We start from the raw sequence: 23,355 nt of genomic DNA, 5'->3' as shown, positions 1-23,355 counted from the left end.
GCGTCATTGTACCTCCGGGTTCGCGGCCCGCTGGTGCGCGCGCTGGGCGCGCAGTCGCCGGCGGGCGATCCGGATCAGCAGGCGGTGGAGCGGGTTGCGATTGCCCCCGGGGCGCCAGGTGCGGGCGAGGCGCTGGCGGTAGGCGTCGAAGTGCACGCCCCGCGGGGCCCAGGTTTGCGCGCCGCGCCCCAGCAGCAGTTTGAGCACCTCGGTGCCCATGACCCCGGCGCACAGGTCGCAGGCCATCGGCGTGGAGGGGCCGCGGCGTGCCGCCAGGTCGACGGCTGTCGGGTCGGCCAGGTAGCCCATCTGCAGCATCGCGGGCGCCAGGCCGATCATGAAGCGCAGGGCCAGTTCCTCGTCGTCCAGGTCGTCGTGCAGGTCGAAGTAGGCGTCGAAGCTCATCCCGTCGGGGCGGAAGTTCAGCAGGGCGGCCCCCATGCCGAGCGGGGCCACCGTGACGGCGGGGATGCCGCGCTCGGCACAGGCCCGGAAGACCTGGCGCCGGATGTCGAAGGCGAAGAAGTCGAGGCCGTCCACGTAGACATCCACGCCGTCGAGGAAGGCCTCCAGGTTGTCCGCGTGGACGCCCTGCGCAAAGGCGTCGATCTCGAGTTCCGGGTTGATGTCCCGGGCCATCTCCTCCAGCACCTCGACCTTGGGGCGGTCCAGCCGCGACAGGGCCGCGCCGACCTGGCGGTTCATGTTGTGCAGCTCGAAGATGTCGGGGTCGGCGATGCGGAAATGGCCGATACCGAGGCGCACCAGGGTCAGCAGGTGGGCGCCGCCGACCCCGCCAAGACCGGCGATCGCGATGCGGGCGCCGCGCAGCCGCTGCAGTTCGGCCGGCGTCACCCAGCCAACCGTTCGGGCGAAGGCCGTCTGGTAGTCGAACCCGGAACTCAATGCGCCAACCCGTTGAGTCCCGGTTGCGAGCGTGCCGGTAGCGGCAGGCGTGTCCGGCCGGTCGGGCGGACGACAGGGCACCCGGCAGCGCCCGGGAAGCGGAGCATCTGCGCGGATGTCACCGCCGGGGGAACACGCGGGGCGCGCAGCAAGGTCGACTCCACGTGCCGGCACAGCTCGCTCAGGGCACTCGATCGCTGGATGCTTTCGTGTGCCTCGCCGGAGTCGATGTAGAACGCCGCGCGCTTGCCATGATAGTGCACGACCTCGCCGATCTGGGTGAACTCCAGCCCGGTATGCCGCAGGATGCGGGCGAGGGCCGGCTCCATCATCGCGAAGGCATGCTGCTTGCGGTAGTGCACGCAGAGCAGGGTTGCGGCCACGAACAGGCTGACCGCGAGGATCGGGAACACGCGGATCTGGTCGGGCGAGAGTTTCAGGGCCTCGATGTCCCCGATCGGGGTGGCAGCCTCGCCGTTGCGGCGGCGGAACATGCTGTGCACGGCGAGCCGGGACACCTCGCAGACGTTGTCGCGCTCCAGCCGGTCCGGGCGCCAGGGGGTGTCGAAAAAGCTGTCGTGGCAATGGCGCTCCATGGGCAGCTGTCCGATCGGGTCCCGGGTGTCGACATGCACTACGCGCACACAGCCGGCGGCCATCCCGCTGGGCTTGTGCTCCAGCAGGCAGTGCCAGGCCTGGGCGTCGTACGCGTCGACCTCCTTGTGGCCCGGGCAATCCTCCTCCCGCTCGAAGCCGAACTCCTTGCAGTACACCTGGTAGCGAAGATGCTGGATGTCCTCCAGGTGTTCCCCGGTGCGCTGGGAGAGGTCGAAGTACCGCTTGAACCCGCTGACGATCGAGTCGCTTTCCACGACTAGTTTCCTCCTGCTGCAAGCCCCGCCACGTCCGGTGGCGGCCCCCACGCGGCGGGCACCTCCGTCGGATGCGGCGCCCCGCCCGTGGCGGGCTCTTCCCACGCAGTGTAGTGGGGAATCTCCGCCGCTGCCGGGAGTTGCAGGCGCTCTCGCCAGGCGCGCAGGGCCGTGCCCGCGGCCTCCGTGTGCGCGAGGCACGGGATGCGGGTACCACGATGACGGTGGGGGGCGCCGCACACCTCGATGGGCAGGCCGTGGCGTCGCAGCAGTCGCACGAGTGCCGGGCGCACCAGGAAGAACATCCGGCGGTAGCCGTGGCGCCGCGCGTACTCCTGCGAGGCCTGGCACAGGTGATAGAGCACCTCGGGCGAAGCCCCGCGCACGATCAGGCGCGACACCTCCAGTGCGGGTTCCCGGGACTGGGCTGCCACCTCGGGAAACAGCCGGCAGTTCGCCGTGGTCGGCAGGGGTTGGTTCCCCGGCAGGATCAGGCGCATGGCGCCCACCCAGCGAGCGTCCGGCGGGCGGCCTTCGTGGCTGATCAGGAAATGCTCGGCATGCTCGTCGTAGGCATCGCGCTCGATGCCTTCCGGGTGCTGTTCGGCGGGTTCGAAACCGGTTTCGCGGCAGTACACCTCGTAGCGCAGGCGGAAATGGATCCGTCGGGCGGCCTCCGAGCGTGCGAGATAGGCGCGGAACCGTCCGGCCCTATTCACGCGCAGAGCCGCATCCGGAACCGGATGCGGCGGGCGGTCGAGGGGGTGTGTCTGTACTTCGGTTGGGTGTCGAGTCCGTATTCGGATAATGCATGTTTCTGCTCCCATGGTCCGAGATTGAATGCCGCACCGTTCAGTGCGCGGCATTCGCGAACTGCAGACCGACCCCGCGCGGACTGGAAAACACCACCACGCCGTCGCGTACGCTGCCCTCCGCCACCATGACCCGGATGGGCGTTCCCGGGGGCAGTCGCGGCTGGTAGCGCAGCGGCATGACGCGTGCGCCGTAGCGCGAGATGTCCACCAGCCGGCAGCGCGCCGGTCGTCCCTGCACCCACATCTCGGTGAGTCGGTTGACGATCTCGCGCGGCCAGCGCCGCCGTTCCTCACGCATCGGGGCGGTTGCCCCGTCGTCCTGTCCCTCGCCGAACTGCCATGCCATGGCCGCGCCCCAGTGCCGTTCCTCCGACGAGCTGGCGTAGATCTGTGCCTGCGCCGGATGCGTGATCGGGGGTGACCCCAGTCGGTCGATCAAGGCCGCCACGAAGCTGGCGGAGACCTGTTCATACTCGCCGACGGTCTCCAGATCCTGATACAGCTGGCCGTGGACTTCGTCCAGGATGCGCAGGCGTTCCTCCCAGGGTTGATCCGCGATCGCCGGGAACCAGAAGTCCGCGAGCTCCAGTGCCAACTTTTCGTGACTCATCAGCGATCCTTGAGGGTCGGTGCAGGGGCCGCTGCAGGCTTACGACTCTACCCAGTGACCCGGTAGCAAACCCTGTACCAGTTCACAGAACCGCCCGGGATTCATTCGCCTTCGTGCGATCGCCCGCGCCGTGATCTGCGCGTCAGTTCGCCGTGTGTAAACAATCCCGACATCTGTGGACAGGTGTGCGCAAACCCACTTGAATGAACCTGGGATTTCCCCAAACCCGGCGGGACCGGCACGACGGTGCCAGAGCCGGGTGGTCCCGGCGCAACGCAGGCGCGTCCGGGGGACAGGTATTCGCTGCAGATCGGCCCGCGGGCGCTCCCATGCGCCAGTGCGGTCGGCGGGAAGCTGGGCCGTATGGAAAAGATCGTTCAAGAGCTCTGGCAGCATGTGCGGGGCACCTGGCGCAAGCGCTGGTGGATCCTGCCGATTGCCTGGCTGGTCTGTATCGGTGGCTGGGCCTACGCCCACAACCTGCCGGATACCTACCAGGCGGATGCCCGGATCTACGTGAACACCCAGTCGGTGCTGGACCCGCTGCTGCGCGGGATGACGGTACGCCCGAACACCGAGCAGCGCCTGCGCATGATTACCCGCACCCTGCTCAGCCGCGACAACCTCGAGGAAATCGCCCGCGAGAGCGATCTCGATGTGCTGACCGGGAACGCCAGCCTGGATGCCCAGGTGGCATTGCTGCGTTCGCGGCTGACCCTGGAGGGGGGCGAGCGCGACAACATCTACAGCGTCCGCTTCCGCCACAGCAACCCCGAGGTCGCCTACCGTGTGGTCCGGGAGACGGTTGACCTGTTCATGGCCCGCGGCATGGGCGACTCACGCCTCGACCTCACCACTTCGCAGCAGTTCATCGAGCGTCAGTTGGAGAACTACGAACAGCAGCTGCAGGAGAAGGAGGCCGAGATCGAGCAGTTCAAGCGCGACAACGCGCGCTTCCTCAGTGGCGATGGCAACTTCTACTCGCGGCTCGAGCGCACCCGTGACCAGTTGCAGCAGGCCCGGCTGCAGCGCCGCGAGGCCGAGAGCCGCCTGCAGACCCTGGAGCGGCGGGCCCGCGAGGGCCGGGCCAGTGGCGTGGGCCCCGGCGGCTACGAGAACTCGGAACTGGACCGGCGCATCAGCGAATTGCAGGAGAACATCGACGCGATGCGGCTGCGCTACACCGATGAACACCCGGACGTGGTGTCGTCGCGCCGCATCCTCGTCGAGCTGGAGGAGCGCCGGGAACGGGAGGCGCAGGAGTTCGCGCGCAACCCGCAGGCCATCCAGCGCCCGGGCAGCAGCAACGAGGCGCTGCAGAACGCGATCTCCGAAACCGAAAGCGAGATCGCCTCGCTGACCACCCGCATCGCCGAGTTCGAGGAGCGGGTGGCGCGGCTGGAGGGCGATGTGGACCGCGCGCCGGCGGTGGAATCCGAGCTGACTTCCCTGACCCGCAACTACGACGTGCTGCGCAATTCCTACCGCCAGCTGCAGGACCGTCGCGAGCAGGCGGTGATGTCCGAGGCCGTGGAGAGCCAGACCGACGCGGTCGATTTCCGGGTGCTGGAGCCACCGCGCCAGCCCACGGCGCCGGCCTCGCCGGATCGGCCCATGCTGGCCACCGCCGTCCTGCTGGTCGGCCTGGGGGCGGGCACCGGATTTGCCTTCCTGCTGTCGCAGCTGCGGCGAACCATCAGCAGCAGTCAGCAGCTGGCGGCGGTGACCGGCCGCCCGGTCCTCGGCAGTGTGTCGCGTGTGCGCACCCCGATGACCCGGCACCGGCGGTTGTCCGAGTTGGCCGTTTTTGCGGCGGCGCTGGGGACCCTGGTGGTGGTCTATGCCGTGGTCATGGGGCTCTATGCGACCGGGTCCGAGTTCCTTCTGGACGAGCTCATGGGATGGCTGCGATGAGGGTGCCGGGCGGGTTCGCCGGATACGTTTCCGCTCATCGCCGGGCGCACCGACTATCTTTCAGGGAACGGGCCGATTCGACGCAATCGGTTGCCGGCAGGGGGCAGACAGCGCGATGAGCATTATCGAGAAGGCACTGGACAAGAACCGGGCGCGACAGCCGGTCCCCGAAGCCAGGGCGGAACAGGCGCCGGCCCCCGAAACCGCGACACCCGAGCCCGAACTTCAACGGGCACCGGTATCACAGGAAGTCAGCATCGATTTTGCCTGGCTGCGCAAGCAGGGGCTCATCGTGCCCGGGGATCAACGCTCCAGCGTGGCGGAAGAGTTCCGCATGATGAAGCGCCCGTTGCTGAACAACGCCTTCGGGCGCCACGCGGCAATGCGCGTGCCCCGTGGTCGGCTGATCATGATCACCAGCGCCCTGCCAGGGGAAGGCAAGACCTTCACCAGTGTGAACCTGGCCCTGAGCATGGCGATGGAGCTGGAACGCACGGTGCTGCTGGTGGATGCCGACGTGGCGCGACCGGCGATCCCCCGCACGCTGGGTTTCAAGGCCGACCTTGGACTGATGGATGTCCTCAGCGAGCCGGATATCCAGATCCCCGATGTGCTGCTGCGCACCAACGTGGAGAACCTGACCGTTCTGCCCGCGGGCCGTCCGCACGGGCGTTCGACCGAGATCCTGGCGAGCGACGTGATGCGGGATCTGGTCGATGACCTGCACGATCGCTACGAGGACCGGATCATCCTGTTCGACTCCCCGCCCCTGCTGGCGACCAGCGAGCCGGGCGTGCTGGCGACTCACATGGGACAGGTGGTGATGGTGGTCGAGGCCGATCGCACGCCGGCCACCACGGTGGAGCGGGCCATGCATCAACTGGATTCCTGCGGGGTCGTGCTCACCTCTCTCAACCGCGCGACGCCCGGTATCGGCATGGGGGGGCAGTACTACGGGGGCAGCTACTATGGCAGCGAGCGTGATCATGTCGCCGGCGCCCCGTCGCGCTAGGCCCCGGGGCCCGGCGGTGGCCCGTCGGTGGTGGATCGGCGCGGCCGCGGTCGTGCTGGCGGTGCCCGGTAGTGCGCAGGCCGTCGACTGGACGTTCACCCCCCGGGTCACGGTATCCGCGGAGGTGACTGACAACGCCCGCCTGGCCCCGCGGGGGCAGGAGGAGGCGGACCTGATCGGCACGGTCGCGCCCGGGTTCACGCTGCGCGGCGAAGGCGCGCGCAGCGACACCCGCATCGACTACCGCATGAACTCGCGCTTCTATGCCGACGATACACGCCAGGACCGCACGACCCACACCCTGCGCGGCCGCACGAACTGGGAGCTGGTGGACGATACCTTTTTCGTCGACGCCGGGGCCTCGCGTACCGAGCAGGCGGCCTCGATCCTCGGGCCGGTCGGCATCGGGGGCAGCACCCCGCGCGAGAACCTGCAGGAGACCACCACCTACAGCGTCTCGCCGATGCTGCGCACCCGCTATGGCAGTTTCGCCACCCAGGAGGTCCGCTACACCTACGGCGAGAATCTCTACCACCGCAGCAACCGCCAGGACAGCGACTTCCACCGGGGTGAATACGTCCTCGACAGCGGGGCCGCCTTCAACCGTCCCTTCTGGCAGCTCGCCGGGTTCTACGAGAAAGAGCGCTTCGAGGATGGCCTGGAGGGCGAGTTCGGACAGGTCAGCGGGACCCTGGGCTACCGGTTCGGGCGGTCCCTGCGCCTGTTCGGCGTGGTCGGCGAAGAGTTCAACGACTATGCGACCACCCGCGAGGACGATGACGGCGGCTTCTGGCAGGTGGGGGCGGGCTGGGCCCCGACGAGGGTCACCAACATCGAGGCCCGCTACGGCGAACGCTACTTCGGCAAGAACCGGTCGTTGGCGGTCGACCACCGCAGCCGCCGCGCCACCTATCGCCTCAGCTACAACGAGGGCGTGAGTTCGACCCGGCAGCGGCGCGACGGGCCCTTTGCCCAGCTCGCGGAGGACATCCAGTTCATGTCCGTCGATGAACTTCTGGACAACTACTCCCCGGAAGAGATCTTCCTGTTTCTGCTGAACCCGGAGCTGGGCGACGAGGCATTCGTGGAAGGCTTCTACCTGACCCGAACCTGGCGCGCCGGCTGGAGTTACGACACCGGTCGCAGTGTGTTCGGCGTCAACCTGATCCAGACCGAGCGCGAATCCGAGACTCAGACCAACGTCGGCCTGTTCGAGGACAACCGCACCCAGCGCGGGGCCAGCGCGTTCTGGCAATGGCGCTACGGTCCGCGCACGACGACCCTGCTGACCACCGGCATCAGCCGGACCGACTTCACCGACAGCGATCGCGAGGATGACCTCTGGTTCCTGCGCGCCAGCGTCAGTCGTCAGCTGACGCCGGATACCAGCGCCAGCCTGGCCTACCGGCACCAGCGCCGGGATTCGAACGCCGCGGCCAACGAGTACCGCGAGAACGCGATCATCGGCACGCTGACACGGGAGTTCTGAGGCATGTACGAGGAATTCTATGGTTTCACCGGCCGGCCCTTCGCGCTGAGCCCCGATCCGCGGTTCTTCTACGCGAGCAAGGGCCACAGCCGGGCGATGGCCTATCTCGAATACGGCGTGCAGCTGGAGGAAGGCTTCATCGTCATCACCGGCGAGGTCGGGGCCGGCAAGACCACCCTGGTGCGCAGCCTGTTCGAGACCCTGAGCGACAAGCCCCTGGTGGCGGCCCAGCTGGTGAGCACACAGCTGGATGCCGAAGACCTGCTGCGCTCGGTCTGCCTCGCCTTTGGGCTGGAGGATGCCCCGAATCACAAGGCCGGGCAGCTGCGCCGCCTGGAGTCCTTCCTGCACGACACGCGGGCCCGCGGCCAGCGCGCGCTGCTGGTGGTCGACGAGGCACAGAACCTGGGTCCCGACGCCGTGGAAGAACTGCGCATGCTGTCCAACTTCCAGGGCGAGGACGGCCCCCTGCTGCAGAGCTTTCTGCTCGGTCAGCCGGAGTTCCGGCGCCTGCTGCGCAGCGAGAACATGCAGCAGCTGCGCCAGCGGGTGATCGCGACCTACCACCTCGGCCCGATGGACGAGGACGATACGCGCGCCTACATCGAGCACCGTCTGGCACGCGTGGGCTGGAATGGCCGGCCGCATTTCGACGCTGACATCTGGCCGCGCATCCACGACTACACCGGCGGCATCCCGCGCAAGGTGAACACCTTCTGCGACCGCCTGCTGCTGATGGGGTATCTGGAGGAATGTGCCGATCTGGATGCGGCGCGGGCGCAGCAGGTGATCGACGAGATCGAGGAGGACCTGGAGGGAGTGCTGCTGGACGAGACGCCCCCCGCCGCCGGTTCATCGGGGCCGCGCCGGGAGGCGCACGCGGGCACGGACGACCAAGCCGACCAGGGCGACCCGGATCAGGCTGTCGCCAGCCAGGTCTCCATGCTGCGCATCGAACAGGATCTCGAGGCGCTGGAAGAGCGCCTGCACCGGATCGAGCGCAACCTCCTGGTCAACTTCCGCGTGACCCAGGAGGTGCTCAAAATCGTGCGCGACGAGGGCTACGAGCCGGAGTCCTTGTCCCCGGTTCCCAGCGCCGTACGGTCGTAGGGGCGGAGCCTCGTCATGCAGCCGAAAAACGCCCATCGGCCCAATGCTCTGACCGTCGATGTCGAAGACTACTTCCAGGTCTCCGCGCTGGCGCCGCAGATCCCGCGCGACTCCTGGGATTGTCGTGAGTGCCGTATTGAGCGGAACCTCGATCGCATCCTCGACCTGTTCGAGCGCCGTGGGGCGCACGCCACCTTCTTTACCCTGGGCTGGATTGCCGAACGTTACCCTCAGGCCATCCGGCGTATCGTCGAGGCCGGGCACGAACTCGCCAGCCATGGCTATGGCCACCAGCGGGTAACCGACCTCAGTCCCGAAGCCTTCCGCGCTGACGTTACCCGCGCGCGCGGGATACTGGAGGATCTTTCCGGTTCCCCCATCCGGGGCTATCGCGCGCCGAGCTTTTCCATTGGGGAGGGCAACCTGTGGGCGCTCAGAATTCTGGACGAGACAGGGCATGACTACAGCTCGAGCATTTATCCGGTTCGCCACGACCACTACGGCATGCCGGACGCCCCGCGCGAGCCCCATCGCCCGTTGGAAGGCGGTATCCTGGAACTGCCGCCCGCCACCCTGCGCATGGGCGGCCGAAATCTGCCGGCGGCCGGCGGCGGTTACTTTCGTCTCCTGCCCTACGCCATCTCGCGGCGCGCCCTGCGTCGGATCGAGCAGGTGGATGCGATGCCCGCGGTGTTCTATTTCCACCCCTGGGAGATCGACCCCGGCCAGCCGCGTATTCCCGGCATTACCGCCAAGACGCGTTTCCGGCACTACGTGAATCTGCACCGTATGGAGGCGCGTCTGGATCGCCTGCTGCAGGACTTCACCTGGGATCGAATGGATCGCGTATTCGCTGTCCCCCTCGATTTGCAGGCCCCCGCCCTGACGTCCTCGGAGGGCGCCCGTGTATCAGTCGCCTGAAGACCAGGAACGGATGGCGGCTACGCTGCCCATGCAAGTGTGCACACTCGACGCGACCGGGCATGGGCGCTGGGATGCCTTCGTCGATGGCTGCCCGCAGGCCACGTTCTTCCACCGCGCCGGCTGGGCAACGGTCATGCAGCGCGCCTTCGGGCATCCCGTCTGGTTTTTCTACGCGGAACAGAACGGGGTTATCCAGGGCGTGCTGCCGCTGGTGCGGGTGCGCTCGCGCCTGTTTGGCGATGCCCTGGCCTCGATCCCGTTCGGCGTTTACGGCGGCATTGCCGCGCAGACGCCCACGGCCTTCGAGGCCCTGGATCGGCGTGCCCGGGCGCTTGCCGAAGAGCTAGGGGTGGATTATCTCGAATACCGTCACATGGAACCGCAGCACCCGGACTGGCCAACCAAGGACGATCTCTATTTCACCTTCCGCAAGGTCATGGAGCCGGAGGTCGAGGCCAACATGAATGCGATCCCCCGCAAGCAGCGGCGCATGGTGCGCAAGGGGATCAAGGCCGGGCTGACCAGTGAATTCGAGTCCGATATCGAGCGCTTCTACCCGATTTTCGCGGCCAACGTGCGCCGCATGGGGACGCCGGTCTTCAGTCGTCGCTACTTCGAGACTCTGCTCGACGTGTTCGGCGACGAATGCCGGGTGCTCACGGCGGTGCACGACGGTGATCCGGTCGCCAGCGTCGTGACCTTTTTCTTCCGCGAAGAGGTGCTGCCGTACTACGGCGCAGGTACGCCCGAGGCGCGCCAGGTCGCGGGCTATGACTTTCTCTACTGGGAGCTGATGCGCCACGCCTGCGAGGACGGTTACCGCATCTACGACTTCGGTCGCAGCAAGCGCGATACCGGCTCGTTCAGTTTCAAGAAGAACTGGGGCTTCGAGCCGCAGCCGCTGTACTACGAGTATCACCTGGTGCGAGCGCGCGAGATGCCCGACGTAAACCCGCTCAACCCCAAGTACCGCTATTTCATCAAGGCCTGGCAGCGCCTGCCACAGCCCGTCGCCAACTGGCTCGGCCCCAAACTCTCCCGCTCCCTCGGTTGAAGGGCCTTCCCGCCACCGAGGCCACAGCCAACACCGAGCAGGTCAAGGTCAAGGGCGGATTCACCACGAAGAACACGAAGACACGAAGGCATGCCAGGGCAAGTTCAAATGCAGAGCAGGCCTTGCCACGGGGTACACGGAGAGGGGGGTGATTGCAAGAGCGGGGTCAAGGGCGGATTTACCACGAAGAACACGAAGACACGAAGGAATGCCAAGGCAAGTTCAAATGCAGAGCAGGGCTTGCCACCGGGGCCATGGGGCACACGGAGAGCGGCGACTGCAAGAGCGGGTTGACCGCGAAGGCACGAAGGGAAACCAGAAAGTGATTATGGGGGAGAAATGGAATTCGACCCGCTATCGAAGAAGGCCATTGGATTGGCGATCGAGGTACATCGCGAGCTTGGGCCGGGGCTCTTGGAGTCGGTTTACGAGAAATGCCTGGTGCACGAAATGCTGGAATCCGGCCTGTACTGCGTGTCCCAGGTTCCGATCCCGGTCACGTACAAAGGGCGGGAGCTGGATTGTGGCTACCGTATCGACATCCTGGTCGAGGACAGACTGATGCTGGAGCTGAAAAGTGTGGACGCCCTGCAAAGGATTCACGAGGCCCAAACCCTCACATACATGAAGCTCGCGAATGTTCCGCAAGCGCTGTTGATCAACTTCAACAATGTGCGCCTGAAAGACGGTCTCAAACGACTAGTCCGTTGAAGTGAAGGCCCTTCTTCGTGCCTTCGTGACCTTCGTGGTGAATACGCCCTATGGATGATCTTCTTTATCTGGTGCATCGGATTCCGTGGCCGCCGAACAAGGGCGACAAGATTCGTTCGCACCACATCCTGCGCTATCTGGCGCAGCACTATCGTGTGCACCTGGGTACGTTCATCGATGACCCGGCGGATGCGGCGTATCTGCCCGAGCTCAAGCGTATCTGCACGTCGGTCTGTGCCCGTCCGCTGCCGCGCCGGCGGGCCCAGTTGCGCGCGCTGACCGGCTTCCTGAGCGGCGAGCCGCTGACCGTGCCCTGGTATCGCGACCGCGAACTGGCACGTTGGGTTAGGACCACGCTGATCCGCCAGCCGGTCGCCTGTGCCGTGGCCTTTTCCTCGGCGATGGCCCAGTACCTGCCGGAAGGGGGCGGGCGAACCCGGGTGGTCGACTTCGTGGACGTCGATTCCGACAAGTGGACGCAGTACGCCCCGACGCGGCGCTGGCCCATGAGCGCGGTGTATCGGCGCGAGGGCCGTCGGCTGCTGGACTACGAGCGCCGGGTCGCGCAGGCCAGCGATGCCAGTCTGTTCGTGTCGCCGGCCGAAGCAGACAGCTTCCGCCAGCGCGCCCCGGAGGCGGCGGACCGGGTGCATGCACTGAACAATGGCGTCGATGCCGCCTTCTTCGCACCCGAGGCGGTGGCGGGTTCCAACCCCTATGTCGCCGGCGTCCGCACCATCGTGTTTTCGGGCGCGATGGATTACTGGCCCAACGTCGATGCGGTGGTGTGGTTCGCCGATCACGTCCTGCCCGGCTTGCGCGCGGAACACCCGGGTGTGGGGTTCTGCATCGTCGGCAGCCGGCCGGCGCCGGAGGTGGCGGCCCTGGCGGCCCGGCCCGGCGTGACGGTGACCGGCTTCGTGGACGACGTGCGTCCCTGGATCGCGCACGCCACGCTCGCGGTCGCGCCGCTGCGCATCGCCCGTGGCGTGCAGAACAAGGTCCTGGAGGCGATGGCGCTGGGGCGTCCGGTCGTGGCCAGCCCGCAGGCCCTGGAGGGGCTGACCGCGACCCCCGGGCACGAGGTCGTCGCGGCGGACGCCGAGCCGCGCGCGTTCCTGGAGGCCGTCTCCGGGTACCTGCGCGCCCCGGACCCGGCGCTGGGGCAGGCGGCCCGCGCCCGGGTGCTGGCGGACTACGACTGGGCGCGCAATCTCGCGCACCTGGGCGAGATCCTGCGGCGTCGCCCGGGCCGCGTGTCGGGTACGGTGTCGATCGAGGAGGCCGCACATGGTCGCTGACGCGCTGAATGCCCGAACACGCGCCCGCGGTTCCTCCTGGTGGTTTGCCGCGCCGGTCCTGGTGCTGGGCCTGGTCGTGCTGGGGTGGATGTTCTACCCGACGTTCGCCTCCATCGTTGCGATCTGGAACCGCTCGGACACCTTTGCGCACGGCTTCCTGATCGTCCCAATCGTCCTGTTCCTGCTGTTTCTCAAGCGTCAGGAGGTGCTTGCGCTGGAGCCGCGCCCATCCTGGTGGGCGCTGTTGCCCCTGGTGGGGCTGTCCCTCGTCTGGGTGGCGGGGGAGTTGGTGGATGTGGTGTCGGTGCGCCAGTTCGCGGCCGTGCTGATGATTCCCGCGCTGTTCTGGCTGGTGCTGGGCAACGCGATCACCTGGCGCCTGCAGTTCCCCCTGGCGTATCTGCTGTTCGCGGTCCCGTTCGGCGAGTTCCTGGTGCCGCCGATGATGGATCTGACCGCGGATTTCACGGTGACCGCCGTGCAGCTGACCGGGATCCCGGTCTATCGCGACGGGCTGTATTTCGATCTGCCCACCGGCCGCTGGTCGGTGATCGAGGCCTGCAGTGGCGTGCGCTACCTGATCGCGTCGGTCGCGCTGGGCACGCTGTATGCCTATCTCATGTACCGCAGTCCCTGGCGGCGGATCGTGTTTGTCGGTGTGTCCATCGTGGTCCCGATCGTCGCCAACGGCCTGCGCGCCTACATGATCGTGATGATCGGCCACCTGAGCGACATGGAGCATGCGGCCGGGGTGGATCACCTGATCTATGGCTGGATCTTCTTCGGCGTGGTCATCGCGCTGATGTTCGCGATCGGTGCGTTGTGGCGCGAGGACATAGAGCCGTTGCCGACCCCGACGGTGCCTCCCGCGCAACCCGGGCGCTCCGCGCAGGCGGGTTCGTTCGTTGCCGCCGCGGTGCTGACGGTCGTCCTGGCCAGTGCGGCGCCGCTGTATGCCGAGTGGATGAACCAGCGTGATCTCGGCCCCGTGGCGGGCCTGGGTACGGGCCCGCTGGCACCAGCAGGCTGGCAGGTCCTAGAGGAACAGGATACCGCCTGGGAGCCGGGGTATCGTGGCGCCCGCGACGGTCGCGGCGGCCTGGTGACGGCCGCCGACGGCGGCGAGCCGGTGGGTATGCATGTGCTGTTCTACCGCGAGCAGTACCGGCACGGGAACATGGTGGGCTGGAGCAATACCCTGGCCGGGCGCGATCGGGCGCTGGAATGGTCGCAGTCGCGTCGCGGCCGGGCCACGCTGGAGGGATACCCCAACCCGGAACGCTTCCTGCTGAACGGCCCCGGGCAGCGGTTCCTGGTGTGGCGCTGGTACTGGGTGGATGGCCGCCTGACTACCCGGCCGCATGAGGTCAAGGCGCGGGAGGCGCTGAACCGGTTATTCGGTGGTCGGGACGATGCCGCGCTGGTGGTGCTGTATGCGCCGCTCGAGTTCGACAACGGCACCGATGCGGCGGAGGCGGCATTGCGGACCTACGCCGCGGATGCCCTGCCCGAGCTGCTCGAACAGCTCGACCACGTCGCGCGGCAGTGACGGGCGCCTCCGTACCCGTGGCCCGGGAGGGTGATCAGCGCCCCTGTGTGGCGCACATCATCCATCGCCTGGATATCGGCGGGATGGAGAACGGGCTGGTCAACCTGATCAATCACATGCCGGCCGATCGCTTCCGCCACGCGATCATCTGCATGACGGACTACACCGACTTTCGCCGACGCCTCGAGCGGGATGATGTCAGCCTGCACGCCCTGCACAAGCGCGAAGGCAAGGATCCGCGGGTGCACCTCCGCCTGTGGCGGCTGCTGCGCCGCCTGCAACCGGACATCGTGCATACCCGCAACTTCGGCACGCTGGAGGCGCAGGTGACCGCCGCGCTCGCCGGGGTGCGGGCGCGGGTGCACGGCGAGCATGGCTGGGATGTCGGGGACCTCGACGGCACGCGTGACCGCAACCGCCGCCTGCGTCGCCTGGTGCGGCCACTGGTGGGGCATTACATCGCCCTGTCGCAGCACCAGAAGGGCTATCTGCGGGAGGCCATCGCGGTACCGGCGGCGCGTCTGTCGCACATCTTCAATGGTGTGGATACCGGCCGCTTCGCGCCGCCGCACGAGGGCTTTGTGTCCCCGTTGCCGCAGGCATTTCGGGACCCCGGCACGTTCGTGATCGGTTCGGTCATGCGCATGCAGGCGGTCAAGGCGCCACTGGATCTGGCGCGGGCCTTTGTCGCGCTGCGCGAGCTCCTGCCCGAGGCCTTTCCGCGCCTGCGCCTGGTGATGATCGGGGGCGGCCCCCTTCGCGCCGAGGTCGTTCAGTTCCTGGAGCAGGCCGGGGTCGCGGACCAGGCCTGGCTTCCCGGCGCCCGGGAAGACGTCGCCGACTGCCTGCGGGCGCTGGACCTGTTCGTGTTGCCGTCGCTGGCCGAGGGGATCTGCAACACCATCCTCGAGGCGATGGCGACGGGCCTGCCGGTGGTCGCGACGGATGTCGGGGGCAACCCCGATCTGGTACAGCCCGGGGTGACCGGGGCACTGGTGCCGGCGGGGGATCCCGACGCGATGGCCCGCGCGCTGATGGCCTATCCCGCCGATCCCGCGCGGACCGCACGCGAGGGACAGGCCGCCCGCGCCCGGGCTGAGGCGGCGTTCAGCATGGAGGCGATGGTCACGGGCTACATGGCGGTATACGACCGGGTACTGGCCCGGCGTTAGTTGTGGCGCTAACGCCAGCCGCCCCGCGGCGCGAATCGCGGGCGCTCGGTGGCGGGGTTGTCGTTTATTCTGGATTTTCCGTGATGGTGCGAGGGCCCGGCCCGAACCGGTGTCCGCCCGGCGGCATCGCCCAGTGTCGACCTGGCCGTGGATCGCCTGAATTCGACCGACGCCCAGGCAAGGAAGCAATCAGGATCCCTACATGTGCGGCATTACCGGCATCTTCGATCTGCGCGACCGGCGGCCGGTCAATCGGGCCCTGCTGGAGGCGATGAACGAGACCCAGTTTCACAGGGGTCCGGACGAGGGCGGTGTGCATCTGGAGCCGGGTGTGGGGCTGGCGCATCGGCGCCTGTCGATCATCGATCTTGCGAGCGGGCAGCAGCCGCTGTTCAACGAGGACGAGACCGTCGTCGTGACCTACAACGGCGAGATCTACAACTTCCCCGAGCTGACCGCCGAGCTGCAGCAGGCGGGCCATCGCTTCCGCTCGCACTGCGATACCGAGGTGATCGTGCATGCCTGGGAGGAGTGGGGCGAGGCCTGCGTGCAGCGCTTTCGCGGCATGTTTGCCTTCGCCGTCTGGGACCGCAACCGGGATACCCTGTTCCTGGCCCGCGATCGTCTCGGGATCAAGCCGCTGTATTACAGCGCGCTGGCCGACGGGCAGCTAATCTTCGGTTCGGAGCTCAAGGCGCTGATGGCGCATCCGGGGCTGCCCCGGCGCATGGATCCGCATGCGGTGGAGGACTACTTCGCCTTCGGTTACGTGCCGGAGCCGCGCAGCATCTTCCGCGGCGTGCACAAGCTGCCGCCCGGCCACACGCTGACCGTGCATCGCGGGCAGGGCAACCTGAGCGAACCACGCGAATACTGGGACGTGCCGTTCGCGGACAACGGCGTCACGCACCTGGACACGGCCGCCGAGGAACTGACCGCCCGCCTGCGCGAGGCGGTGGACATCCGCATGGTGGCAGACGTCCCGCTGGGCGCGTTTCTCTCCGGCGGGGTCGACTCCAGCGCGGTGGTTGCGATGATGGCGGGGCTGTCCGACGACCCGGTGCGCACCAGTTCCATCGGCTTTGCCGACCCGGCCTACGACGAGTCCCGCTACGCCCGCCTGGTGGCCGAGCGCTACCACACCGATCACCACACGCAGGAGGTCGATCCCGACGACTTCGCGCTGCTGGATCGCCTGAGCGGGCTGTACGACGAACCGTTTGCCGACAGCTCCGCTTTGCCGACCTACCGCGTCTGTGAACAGGCGCGCCAGCAGGTGGTGGTGGCCCTGTCGGGGGATGGCGGCGACGAGAACCTGGCGGGCTACCGGCGCTATCGCCACCATCTCGCCGAGGAGCGTCTGCGCGCACCGTTGCCGCTGGGGATGCGGCGCCCGCTGTTCGGCACGCTCGCAAAAGTCTATCCCAAGGCAGACTGGGCCCCGCGCCCACTGCGCGCGAAGGCGACCTTTCAGGCGCTGGCCAGGGATTCGGTCGAAGGCTACTTCCAGGGCGTCTCTATCCTGCGCGACGACCTGCGCGCGCACCTGTTTTCCCCGGCATTCCGGCGCTCGCTGCAGGGCTACGGCGCGCTGGAAGTCCTGCGCCGGCACGCGGAACGCGCGCCCACCGAACACCCGCTGTCCCTGGTGCAGTACCTGGACATGAAGACCTACCTGCCGGGCGACATCCTGACCAAGGTCGACCGCGCGAGCATGGCGCATGCACTGGAGGTGCGGGTCCCCATCCTCGACCACCAGCTGGTCGAGTGGATCTCGGGCCTGCCGCCGGAACTCAAGCTGCGCGGCCCCGAGGGCAAGTTCGTGTTCAAGAAGGCCATGGAGCCCTACCTGCCGGAGGAAATCCTTTACCGCCGCAAGAAGGGGTTCTCCGTGCCGGTTGCGGAATGGTTCCGCGGCCCGTTGCGCGAGCGCATGCAGGCCCAGGTCCTCGGCCCGCGCATCGCCGACTCCGGCATCTTCGACATGGATTTCCTCAAGACCCTCGTGAACCAGCACGTCAGCGGCGCCCGCGACCACAGCCCGGCCCTGTGGTCGCTGCTTATGTTCGAGAGTTTTCTGGCCCATTCGGAAAGGCGACAGCCCTCCGTGGTTGACTGGAGGTAACAATGTACGGACGTCGACCGGTCGCAGATGCCAAACGGGCCTCCAGAGCGATTCTGAGTAATCTTCTCGCAAGGGGGGCGCCGCGCTTGTATGTGCGGTTGATAGGGGAAACCGGCCGAGGACAGAAGAAAGAAACCCCCGAATCGGTTGCTGCCTATTTCCGAAACTGCTTTGAGGCGTACTTCCAGAAGCTGGACTTGAATCTGGACTCCGCAAGGGAGTGGCTCGACGGCCGCGTCCTGCTGGAGTATGGCCCTGGAGATGTTCCCGGTGTCAGTCTCCTGATGTTGGCCCACGGCGCCCGCAAGGTTTTTTGTGTCGATCGGTTTTCGCTCGATCAAAGATCCCCGTTTCAGGTAGCGGTTTTGCAGGAAATTCTTGATGGCCTGGATGGCGAAGTCCGACAACGGGGGGAAGCGTGTTTTGTTCGGGCGGGCGATCCTGCATCAGGTTTCAAGCCGGAATGTCTTGAGTACCGGGTAACGAAAGACGGATTGTCGGGCCTGACAGATAGCATCGATCTTGTTTATTCCCGTGCTGTACTCGAGCACGTGAATGATCTGGACGCCACTTTTGACGACATGGCCAGGGCTCTAAAGTGGGATGGGGTGGCAATCCATCAGGTGGACCTCAAGAGCCATGGCCTGCATCGCGAAAATCCTCTGGATTTTCTGACTTGGCCTCCCCTTCTCTGGAATCTCATGTATGAAGGCAAGGGTGTCCCGAACCGCCTTCGACTGGATCGCTATGTTCAGGCTCTGGCCAATTCGGGATTGACGACCCGAATCCTTGAGCCTACGGCTCATGCGGATCAAGAAGACATTGATGCGGTCCGCCCGTACCTGGCCAAACCTTTTCGCGATCTGGATGACGAAACGTTGCGCTGCCTGGGCTTCTGGCTAGTTGCCGAAAAGCATCCTGGCGAGAAGTGCCAAGACCGACCCGACGGATGACTGACCCATCCATGCCAGGCGCTCATGCAAGCGCGGCGCCGTTGCTGCCCCAGCCCGACTGGCCGCTGCGCATGCCGCAACGGCTGGCGGGGCGGGTGCTCTGGCCGCTGCACGAACGGCTGCGTGCGCGTGAAACGGCGTCCTACCTGCAGGCCCTGCAGCGAGGCGAGCAGGCCGGGGCCGCCGCTCTCGGGCGCTTGCATCAATCACGCATAGAGGCCCTGGTGGCGCATTGCGCGGAGCACGTGCCCTGGTACCGGGAAGCCCTGGCAGGCCGTGCTCCCGAGTTGGAGGATTTTCCGATTCTCGAACGCGATACTGTGCGCGAGAACGGGCGTGCCCTGGTGGCCGACAACGCTACGGGGCCGTTATTGCCCTCCAGTACCGGGGGCTCGACCGGGCGGCCCCTGGTTTTCTGGACGGATCGCGTCAAGGAGGCGCGCCATAACGCGCAGAAGCTCCGGTTTCGGGGCTGGTTCGGCATCCGTCCGGGCGATCGTCAGGTCGACTTCTGGGGTTCCCCCATCGAGCTCGGCAAGGCGTCGCGCCTGCGCGTGATCAAGGATCGCTACCTCCTGAACCAGGTCGTGCTCTCGGCCCACGATCTCACCCCCGAGCGTCTGCGCGCCTATGCCGGGTTCCTCGGGCGCTTTCGACCGCGCCTGGTCTATGGCTACCCCACCGTGATCGTGCGTGTCGCGCAGACCCTGCGCGAGCACCCGGAACTCGCGCGTGGCTGGCGGCCTCAGGCCGTGGTGTGTACTTCCGAGATGCTGTATCCGCAGGTGCGCGACACCATTGGCGAGATCCTGCAGTGTCCGGTCGCCAACGAATACGGATCGCGCGATGCGGGACTGATCGCCCACGAATGCCCGCACGGTCGCCTGCATATCGCGAGCGAACACGTGCACGTGGAGGTCGACGAACCGGACGCCGACGGGATCGGCGATCTGCTTGTCACCAACCTCGACGGGTATGCGATGCCGTTCGTGCGCTATCGCGTCGGCGACCGCGGCCGGCTGGGCGAGGCCGGTACCTGCCCCTGCGGCTCGCTGTTGCCGACGCTCGATCGCCTGGAAGGGCGGCGCAATGACTTCCTGGTGGGCGCCGAGGGGCGGCGGGTCCACGGCTCTGCCGCCAACTACGTGATGCGCGAGTTGCCGCAGGTCGCTCAGTACCGGCTGGTGCAGCGTGCGGACCTCTCCCTCGATATCGAGGTGATCGCCAATGGCGCCTGGGGCGAGGCGCAGACCCGCACGGTTACCGAAGGGATGCACCGCATCCTGCATGCCGATGTGCCTGTGCGCCTGGAGCTGGTCGAGTCCATCGCGCCGTCGCCTTCGGGCAAGTATCGCTGGGTCGAGAGCGAGGCGCTGGAGACGTGAAGATCCTTTACCACCATCGCACTCGCGGCGAGGATGCCCAGGGCATTCATATCCAGTCCCTGTGCGACGCCTTCCGTGAGCTGGGCCATGAGGTCCACATGGTGGCGCCCCTGCAGCGCAGGGCCGAGGCGAGCAATACGCCAGTGCCCGCCAGGAACGAGGAAGGGGACGGGGATGCGAGGCCCACGCTGAAGGGCGTGCCGATCCCCTTCTGGTTCTACGAACTGCTTTCGCTGGCCTACAACGGGCCCGCCTTCGTATTGTTGCTGTGGGCGGTGCTGCGCCACCGGCCGGCCTTCATCTACGAGCGCTACAGCCTGTTCAGCTTTTCCGGTCGGCTGGTGGCCTGGCTGACCCGGCGTCCTCTCGTGCTGGAGGTGAACGCCCCGCTCAGCCTGGAACTGCAAACGCACGGGGATCTCGTGTTGCGGCGGCTGGCCCAGCGCATCGAGGACTGGCTTTGCCGCAGTGCCACCCGCACCATCGTCGTCACCCAGGCCATGGCAGATATCTTTGCCGCGCGTGGCGTCCCGCGCGAACGCCTGATGGTGATGCCCAATGGCGTGGACGGGGCCCGTTTCAACCCCCAGGTGGACGGTCGTTCCGTACGCGAGCGTTACGTACCCGCGGATGCCCGGGTGGTGGGTTTTGTCGGGTGGATCCGGCCCTGGCACGGCGTGGACGGGCTGATCCACGCCTGCGCGGCGCTAACGGGTGTGCACCCCAGCCTGCACCTGCTCATTGTGGGGGATGGCCCCGCCGTTCCTGCTCTCCAGAAGCTGGTAGTGGATCTGGACCTTGCCGAACGCGTCCATTTCACCGGGCCGGTGGAGCGCGTCGCCATCCCGACCCATATCGCGGCGCTGGATATCGCCGTACAGCCGGATGTCACCGACTACGCATCCCCGATCAAGCTGTTCGAGTATCTGGCGCTGGGTCGAGCGGTGGTCGCTCCGGACAAACCGAACATCCGGGAAGTGGTGCGCCACGACTCTAGCGCCCTGTTGTTCCCGCCGCGCGACTGGGGTGCTCTCGCCGAGCGCCTGGATGCCTTGCTGGCGGACGATGCGGCCCGCGTGCGGCTGGGTCGTCAGGCCGCGACCCTGGTGGAGGAGCGCGGCTATACCTGGCAGGCCAATGCGCGACATGTGATCGCCAGCGTCTGCCCGGCGGATGCGTCGGCACGGGATACGGCATGAAGCTCCTCGTCCTGTCGCGGGTGTTCCCCAATGCCGTGCAGCCCACCTACGGGGTATTTGTGCGCGAGCGCATGTTCCGCGTGGCGCGCCACATCCCGCTGGTGGTGGTCGCACCGGTTGCCTGGTTTCCCGGTCAGGGACTGATCCGCCGTTTCTGGAATCCGCACTACCGGCCCCCGGTGCCCTGTCACGAGGTGCAGGACGGGATCGATGTCTACCACCCGCGGTTCCTCTGCATCCCCGGCATCATGAAGTGGACCGACGGGCCATTACTTGCGCTCAGCCTCCTGCGGCTGGTGCGGCAGCTCAAGCGGGATGAGGCCGTCACTGCTATCGATGCCCACTTCATCTACCCGGATGGCGTGGCCGCATGGCTGCTGGGTCGATGGCTGGGCCTGACCCACACCATCACCCTTCGCGGAACCATCCTGCGCATATCGCGCACACGGCTGTCGCGCTGGATGTCCGCGCGTGCGATGCACGCCGCCGCCCGTGTGTTCTCCGTCTCCGGCGATCTGCGCCGCGTCGCGCTGGGCATGGGCATTGCCGAGAATCAGGTGCAGGTGATGCCCAATGGCATCAACCTCGACTACTTCTACCCCGAGGACCGGGTGACCTGCCGCCAGGAACTTGGCCTCCCGAAGGACGCAAAGGTCCTGATCACCGTCGGCGGGCTCAACGAGCGCAAGGGCTTCCACCGGGTGATCGAGCAGATGCCAGCCCTGTTAAGGCAGTTCCCCGGCCTCCATTACCTCTGCGTCGGTGGCGGCGGACCGGACGGCAATGGCCAGGCCTGGCTGGAAGGGCTCGCGCGCGAGCAGGGCGTGCAGGATCACGTGCACTTCACCGGGGCCGTGGCACCGGAACGTCTGCGGTTCTACTACTCTGCCGCCGATGTGTTCGTGCTGGCCACCCGCTTCGAGGGCTGGGCGAACGTCTTCCTCGAGGCGGCTGCCTGCGGCCTGCCCACGGTGACCACGCGCGTGGGGGGCAACCCGGAAGTCATCTGCTCGGATGCACTGGGCACACTGGTCGAGCTGGGCGATGGCGATGCCCTGCGCCGCGTCATCGAGGACGCGCTTACAACCGACTGGGACCGCGCGGCGATCCAGGCCTACGCCCGCGAGAACCGCTGGGAGGCCCGCATCCCGATACTGGTGGATGCTCTGCGCTCCGTCCATTCCGCACAACCGCCAGCCCACTGAACAAGGCCAGGGCGTTTTCACCACAGAGGACACGGAGCACACAGAGGGGAAAGATCGGGTTCACCACGAAGCTCACGAAGGCACGAAGACGAGCTTGTTCACAGGAAGCGCGGGAAGAAGGGAAGATTTGTGAGGGTGGTGACGGGGCATGCCGGGTGATCGGGGTAACCCCAGCGCGGCGGATGCAGGCGACCACCGAAGCCCACAAGGACCTGAGTCCGCACTCCGCCGCCCAGATGTCATCTCGGCTCTCCGCTTCGCTGCGGCCGGGATGACGGTGGTGGTGCGCTGTGGCGGGGATGACTGCGTCTTTTCATCCAGAGCTTTCCCGCTCTTCTCGTCTTCCTGTGACCCGCCCTTGCGGCGAACCTGGCTCAGGCAGTCTGTTTCCACGAACTGAATTCGCGGATTTGTTCCAGATCGGCCTGTTCCGACTGCTGCGCTTTGAATAAATCCCAGCGCACCTGAAGGTTCAACCAGAAGTCGGGCGACATGCCGAAAAAGCGTGCCAGACGCAGCGCCGTGCTTGGGGTAATGCCGCGCTTCTGGTTCACCAGCTCGTTGATGCGCTGATACGGAACATGGAGCGCATCAGCCAGTTGGCGCTGGGAGATGTGCATCGGCTCCAGGAACTCTTTCGCCAGCATTTCACCGGGGTGAGTCGGCTGTCGGTGGGTAGGGATGCGGACCATGATTCTGCCTCAGTGGTAATCCGTGATTTCGACCTGGTCGGGCCCGGCGTCTGTCCAGGCAAAGCAGACCCGATACTGCTCGCTTTTCATGCTATGCCAATACCGGAAGAGGGCGTAGCGTGGGTGCCATGGTCCGGAGATCCCGGCTCTCCGCTGCGCTGCGGCCGGGATGACGACAGTGGTGTGCTGCGGCCCGGATGAAAGTGTCTTTCCGTCCAGAGCCTTCCCACTCTTCCATCTTCCTGTGACTCGCCCTTGGCCTGAAGGGATTGAATTCACCACGAAGCACACGAAGGCACGAAGAAATTCTTGTGCTGTCTTTACAGCATGCCTGCGACACCCCGGTGCCGGACAGTG

General features: G+C 66.7%; 20 protein-coding genes. 15 read left to right on the top strand and 5 right to left on the bottom strand.

The features are described from left to right. Positions 1–3 precede the first annotated feature (3 nt). The 4 genes from D106_RS0111925 to D106_RS0111910 form a co-directional block, all read right to left on the bottom strand. A complete protein-coding gene (locus D106_RS0111925) occupies positions 4–906 on the bottom strand; it encodes a ThiF family adenylyltransferase (RefSeq protein WP_018876707.1) in 903 nt (300 codons plus the stop codon). Then, the gene (locus D106_RS0111920; RefSeq protein ID WP_018876706.1) at positions 903–1,778 is read right to left on the bottom strand and encodes a PEP-CTERM/exosortase system-associated acyltransferase; all 876 of its coding nucleotides are present in this window, start codon (positions 1,776–1,778) and stop codon (positions 903–905) included. The genes D106_RS0111925 and D106_RS0111920 overlap by 4 nt, the downstream gene beginning before the upstream one ends. Positions 1,779–1,780: 2 nt before the next feature. After that, the gene (locus D106_RS0111915; RefSeq protein WP_018880168.1) at positions 1,781–2,497 is read right to left on the bottom strand and encodes an acyl-homoserine-lactone synthase; all 717 of its coding nucleotides are present in this window, start codon (positions 2,495–2,497) and stop codon (positions 1,781–1,783) included. A 133-nt stretch (positions 2,498–2,630) separates the two neighbouring features. Continuing rightward, positions 2,631–3,203, bottom strand: coding sequence for a PilZ domain-containing protein (locus D106_RS0111910; RefSeq protein WP_018880167.1), 573 nt, complete (start codon positions 3,201–3,203; stop codon positions 2,631–2,633). A gap of 363 nt (positions 3,204–3,566) precedes the next feature. Between D106_RS0111910 and D106_RS0111905 the strand changes: the two genes are divergently transcribed. From D106_RS0111905 to D106_RS0111830, 15 genes are all read left to right on the top strand, one after another. Beyond that, on the top strand, positions 3,567–5,117 hold the full coding sequence (locus D106_RS0111905) for an XrtA system polysaccharide chain length determinant (RefSeq protein ID WP_018880166.1): 1,551 nt from the start codon (positions 3,567–3,569) through the stop codon (positions 5,115–5,117). A gap of 115 nt (positions 5,118–5,232) precedes the next feature. After that, a complete protein-coding gene (locus tag D106_RS0111900; protein ID WP_018880165.1) occupies positions 5,233–6,129 on the top strand; it encodes an XrtA-associated tyrosine autokinase in 897 nt (298 codons plus the stop codon). Positions 6,130–6,145: 16 nt separating this feature from the next. Further along, the gene (locus D106_RS0111895) at positions 6,146–7,618 is read left to right on the top strand and encodes a TIGR03016 family PEP-CTERM system-associated outer membrane protein (protein WP_018880164.1); all 1,473 of its coding nucleotides are present in this window, start codon (positions 6,146–6,148) and stop codon (positions 7,616–7,618) included. Between the two features lie 3 nt (positions 7,619–7,621). After that, positions 7,622–8,728: an XrtA/PEP-CTERM system-associated ATPase gene (locus D106_RS0111890; RefSeq protein ID WP_018880163.1), complete on the top strand. Its 1,107-nt coding sequence runs from the start codon at positions 7,622–7,624 to the stop codon at positions 8,726–8,728. A 15-nt stretch (positions 8,729–8,743) separates the two neighbouring features. Next, positions 8,744–9,649: an XrtA system polysaccharide deacetylase gene (locus D106_RS0111885; RefSeq protein ID WP_018866607.1), complete on the top strand. Its 906-nt coding sequence runs from the start codon at positions 8,744–8,746 to the stop codon at positions 9,647–9,649. Positions 9,650–9,680: 31 nt separating this feature from the next. Next, positions 9,681–10,706, top strand: coding sequence for a FemAB family XrtA/PEP-CTERM system-associated protein (locus D106_RS0111880; protein WP_018880162.1), 1,026 nt, complete (start codon positions 9,681–9,683; stop codon positions 10,704–10,706). A 339-nt stretch (positions 10,707–11,045) separates the two neighbouring features. Continuing rightward, a complete protein-coding gene (locus D106_RS0111875; RefSeq protein WP_018880161.1) occupies positions 11,046–11,417 on the top strand; it encodes a GxxExxY protein in 372 nt (123 codons plus the stop codon). 50 nt (positions 11,418–11,467) lie between these two features. Beyond that, on the top strand, positions 11,468–12,718 hold the full coding sequence (locus tag D106_RS0111870) for a TIGR03087 family PEP-CTERM/XrtA system glycosyltransferase (RefSeq protein WP_018880160.1): 1,251 nt from the start codon (positions 11,468–11,470) through the stop codon (positions 12,716–12,718). Continuing rightward, on the top strand, positions 12,708–14,267 hold the full coding sequence (gene xrtA, locus D106_RS0111865) for an exosortase A (RefSeq protein WP_018880159.1): 1,560 nt from the start codon (positions 12,708–12,710) through the stop codon (positions 14,265–14,267). Before D106_RS0111870 ends, xrtA begins: the two co-directional genes overlap by 11 nt. A 47-nt stretch (positions 14,268–14,314) precedes the next feature. Next, positions 14,315–15,439 (top strand): TIGR03088 family PEP-CTERM/XrtA system glycosyltransferase, encoded by a 1,125-nt coding sequence (locus D106_RS0111860; protein ID WP_018880158.1) that lies wholly within the window; start codon positions 14,315–14,317, stop codon positions 15,437–15,439. 202 nt (positions 15,440–15,641) lie between these two features. Continuing rightward, a complete protein-coding gene (locus D106_RS0111855) occupies positions 15,642–17,564 on the top strand; it encodes an XrtA/PEP-CTERM system amidotransferase (RefSeq protein ID WP_018880157.1) in 1,923 nt (640 codons plus the stop codon). A gap of 2 nt (positions 17,565–17,566) precedes the next feature. After that, on the top strand, positions 17,567–18,517 hold the full coding sequence (locus D106_RS14915; RefSeq protein WP_081619363.1) for a class I SAM-dependent methyltransferase: 951 nt from the start codon (positions 17,567–17,569) through the stop codon (positions 18,515–18,517). Between the two features lie 41 nt (positions 18,518–18,558). Continuing rightward, positions 18,559–19,902: a phenylacetate--CoA ligase family protein gene (locus tag D106_RS0111840; RefSeq protein WP_018880156.1), complete on the top strand. Its 1,344-nt coding sequence runs from the start codon at positions 18,559–18,561 to the stop codon at positions 19,900–19,902. Continuing rightward, entirely contained in the window at positions 19,899–21,101 is a 1,203-nt protein-coding gene (locus D106_RS0111835) for a glycosyltransferase family 4 protein (RefSeq protein ID WP_018866617.1), read from the top strand. Before D106_RS0111840 ends, D106_RS0111835 begins: the two co-directional genes overlap by 4 nt. Next, positions 21,098–22,306, top strand: coding sequence for a glycosyltransferase (locus tag D106_RS0111830; RefSeq protein ID WP_018880155.1), 1,209 nt, complete (start codon positions 21,098–21,100; stop codon positions 22,304–22,306). The genes D106_RS0111835 and D106_RS0111830 overlap by 4 nt, the downstream gene beginning before the upstream one ends. 374 nt (positions 22,307–22,680) lie before the next feature. Here the strand turns inward: D106_RS0111830 and D106_RS0111825 are convergent, their stop codons facing one another. Continuing rightward, a complete protein-coding gene (locus D106_RS0111825) occupies positions 22,681–22,998 on the bottom strand; it encodes a HigA family addiction module antitoxin (RefSeq protein ID WP_026279226.1) in 318 nt (105 codons plus the stop codon). Between the last annotated feature and the right edge of the window lie 357 nt (positions 22,999–23,355).

Source organism: Thioalkalivibrio sp. ALE9 (genome assembly GCF_000377445.1).
Taxonomy (GTDB): domain Bacteria; phylum Pseudomonadota; class Gammaproteobacteria; order Ectothiorhodospirales; family Ectothiorhodospiraceae; genus Thioalkalivibrio.
The sequence above is the reverse complement of the archived record's forward strand: the minus strand, read 5'-3'. Positions and strand labels throughout refer to the sequence as shown.

Coding starts and splice junctions, on each gene's coding strand:
- D106_RS0111910 (WP_018880167.1), bottom strand. CDS start 3,203: ATGAGTCACGAAAAGTTGGCACTGGAGCTCGCGGACTTCTGGTTCCCG.
- D106_RS0111905 (WP_018880166.1), top strand. CDS start 3,567: ATGGAAAAGATCGTTCAAGAGCTCTGGCAGCATGTGCGGGGCACCTGG.
- D106_RS0111900 (WP_018880165.1), top strand. CDS start 5,233: ATGAGCATTATCGAGAAGGCACTGGACAAGAACCGGGCGCGACAGCCG.
- D106_RS0111890 (WP_018880163.1), top strand. CDS start 7,622: ATGTACGAGGAATTCTATGGTTTCACCGGCCGGCCCTTCGCGCTGAGC.
- D106_RS0111885 (WP_018866607.1), top strand. CDS start 8,744: ATGCAGCCGAAAAACGCCCATCGGCCCAATGCTCTGACCGTCGATGTC.
- D106_RS0111880 (WP_018880162.1), top strand. CDS start 9,681: ATGCAAGTGTGCACACTCGACGCGACCGGGCATGGGCGCTGGGATGCC.
- D106_RS0111875 (WP_018880161.1), top strand. CDS start 11,046: ATGGAATTCGACCCGCTATCGAAGAAGGCCATTGGATTGGCGATCGAG.
- D106_RS0111870 (WP_018880160.1), top strand. CDS start 11,468: ATGGATGATCTTCTTTATCTGGTGCATCGGATTCCGTGGCCGCCGAAC.
- xrtA (WP_018880159.1), top strand. CDS start 12,708: ATGGTCGCTGACGCGCTGAATGCCCGAACACGCGCCCGCGGTTCCTCC.
- D106_RS0111855 (WP_018880157.1), top strand. CDS start 15,642: ATGTGCGGCATTACCGGCATCTTCGATCTGCGCGACCGGCGGCCGGTC.
- D106_RS14915 (WP_081619363.1), top strand. CDS start 17,567: ATGTACGGACGTCGACCGGTCGCAGATGCCAAACGGGCCTCCAGAGCG.
- D106_RS0111830 (WP_018880155.1), top strand. CDS start 21,098: ATGAAGCTCCTCGTCCTGTCGCGGGTGTTCCCCAATGCCGTGCAGCCC.
- D106_RS0111825 (WP_026279226.1), bottom strand. CDS start 22,998: ATGGTCCGCATCCCTACCCACCGACAGCCGACTCACCCCGGTGAAATG.